This is a genomic window from Methylorubrum podarium (genome assembly GCF_022179745.1).
Classification (GTDB): Bacteria; Pseudomonadota; Alphaproteobacteria; order Rhizobiales; family Beijerinckiaceae; genus Methylobacterium; species Methylobacterium podarium.
Genome location: NZ_BPRD01000710.1, coordinates 1 through 2,268, shown reverse-complemented (window position 1 = coordinate 2,268; position 2,268 = coordinate 1). Strand labels below are relative to the sequence as shown.

The window sequence follows — 2,268 nt, the reverse complement described above, 5'->3', positions numbered from 1 at the left end:
GTCTGGCGCGAGGCGCGGATGCAGGCGGCGAGCGCCCGCAGGTCGCTCTTGGTCTGCTCGGCGAAGAGGCGGAAGGTCGCCGCCGTCGGGTTCGGCGCCGGCGCGCCGGGGGGCGCCTCCAGCGCCTCGGCGATTCCCTGCGGCAGGCCGCGCCCGTCCACGAGGTTAAAGCCGAGGCCGCCGATCAGCAGCGAGCGGACTTCCGCGGAATGGTCGAGCGCCATGTGCGCGGCGATGCGCGCGCCCATGGAGTAGCCCATCACGTCTGCCCGCTCGATGCCGAGATGGCGCAGGAGCCGGACCGCGTCGCCCACCATCTCGCCGGAGGTGTAGGCGGCGGGATCGTAGAGCTTCTCGCTCTGCCCGTGGCCGCGGTTGTCGAGGGCGACGACCCGGTAGCCGGCCTCGGTCAGGAACCGGACCCACAGCGTATTGACCCAGTTCACCGCGTGGTTCGAGGCGAAGCCGTGAATCAACAGGATCGGCTCGCAGTTGCCCGACGCGCCTTCCTTGCCCGGGACGTCGATATAGGCGATCTGCACGCCGTCGGAATCGAAGCTCTGCATGGGCGTGTCTTCGGGTGCCGCGGCGCCGTTGTCAAAGGTCGTGTCGGGGCGACAGGCGACAACCGGCGGAATTTGGTGCCGGCCTTCTCCCAATCGCCCCGGATCGGGCTCTCGACTTGCCGCCGCCACAACGGGCTGGCATCACCCCGGCACGATGACCGACACCTCGCCCTACGGCACCTACGCCCCCACCGGCCTCGTCGCGCGGATCGCCGAGCGGACCCAACGGCTGCCGGAGCAGTCCTGGCGCGCCCGGCGGATGGCGATGTTCCTGCGCCGCCTCGCCATTTCGATGCTGCGCGGACGTCCCCTCGACGTCGAGCGCTACGGGGCGCGGATGCGGCTGCACCCCTACAACAACAACTGCGAGAAGAAGGTGCTCTTCACCCCGCAGTTCTTCGACCCGCAGGAGCGCGCGCTTCTGAAGCAGCGCCTCGCCGACGACGCGGTGTTCCTCGACATCGGCGCCAATATCGGCGCCTACGCGCTGTTCGTGGCGGCCTTCACCGGACCGCGCGCCCGCATCCTCGCGGTGGAGCCGCAGCCCGACGTGTTCGACCGGCTGACCTTCAACATCGGCCAGAACCCGTTCGGCACGGTCAAGGCCATCGCCTGCGCGGTCGCCGACAAGGCGGGCGAACTCACCCTGTTCATCGATCCGCGCAACCGCGGCGAATCGAGCGTGAAGATCGTGGGCACCCACAAGAACGCGACCGTGCGCGTGCCGGCCGTGACGCTGGTGGATCTATGCCGGTCCGAGCGGATCGAGCGCATCGACGCGATCAAGCTCGATGTCGAGGGCGCCGAGGATCTGATCCTCGAACCGTTCCTGCGCGATGCGCCGGCCTCGCTGCTCCCGTCGCTGCTCATCATCGAGAACGGCGCCGACCAGTGGCAGATCGACCTGCCGAGCCTGCTCCACAAATACGGCTACCGCCAGATCGCCCGCACGCGGCTGAACCTCATGTTCGAGCGGCAGTGAGTAACTGTGGAGAAGCGGCTTAGTGTCGATTGCAACATTGCGTTGCATCTCTAATCTGGTAGGGTCGACTTTCAAAGCGATCAGGCTCTCATGCATCCGTGCCGTGCAGCGAAGAATATAGTCTCGGCTTCGATGTAATTGGCCCGTTTCGACTTAGCGTGGTTGATGTGGCGGTTGGGGTGCTTGTTGAAAGGTCCGGCCGCTCGGCAGCTTCGAGAAAAATCTATTTATCCATTATATGCGTGGCAATCACGGTATCGACTGCATCTGATCATTTTTCCTGGGTTGCAAGGACCGCCTTGCTACTTGTTCTAGTCGATGTTCTTGTTGTTCGCCCATTGCTGTTATTAATCAGATACCGAGGCGGTGCCCGTCTAGCCTACACTGAGTGGGGTATCGACGCCAAATCGATGCATTCTCAGGCCCTTTACAAATGGGACATGATCCGATCCGTCGAAAAATTTGGTCCTTGCCTTGTCATTCATATGTTCTACGGCGGTCCTTTAATCGTGCCTTGGCGCTCTACCACGACCCAAAATTTAGGACGACTTTTATCGACTCTCGAACGTCATGACGTCACTCTGCCGGCCCTAACTCACTACTGACGTGAGGATCGGTACCGGTTCCGCCATTTCGACACCCTCCGGCCCGACTGCGCAGGTATAGGCGTAGGCTTCGACGCCCGCCGCCAGCGCGCCCCGGAGCGCCCGGTCGAAGGCC

2 protein-coding genes are annotated in these 2,268 nt (G+C 64.0%); one reads left to right on the top strand and one right to left on the bottom strand.

What is annotated here, in order from left to right; genetic code table 11:
- On the bottom strand, nucleotides 1–566 hold a 566-nt coding region (locus MFF42_RS26115), incomplete at its 3' end, for an alpha/beta fold hydrolase (RefSeq protein ID WP_238258860.1).
- Nucleotides 567–720: 154 nt separating this feature from the next.
- Between MFF42_RS26115 and MFF42_RS26110 the strand changes: the two genes are divergently transcribed.
- The gene (locus tag MFF42_RS26110) at nucleotides 721–1,548 is read left to right on the top strand and encodes an FkbM family methyltransferase (RefSeq protein ID WP_238258859.1); all 828 of its coding nucleotides are present in this window, start codon (nucleotides 721–723) and stop codon (nucleotides 1,546–1,548) included.
- Nucleotides 1,549–2,268: the final 720 nt, after the last annotated feature.

Bases quoted from the DNA above. Each gene is read 5' to 3' on its own strand.
- MFF42_RS26110 (WP_238258859.1), top strand. From the start codon at position 721: ATGACCGACACCTCGCCCTACGGCACCTACGCCCCCACCGGCCTCGTC.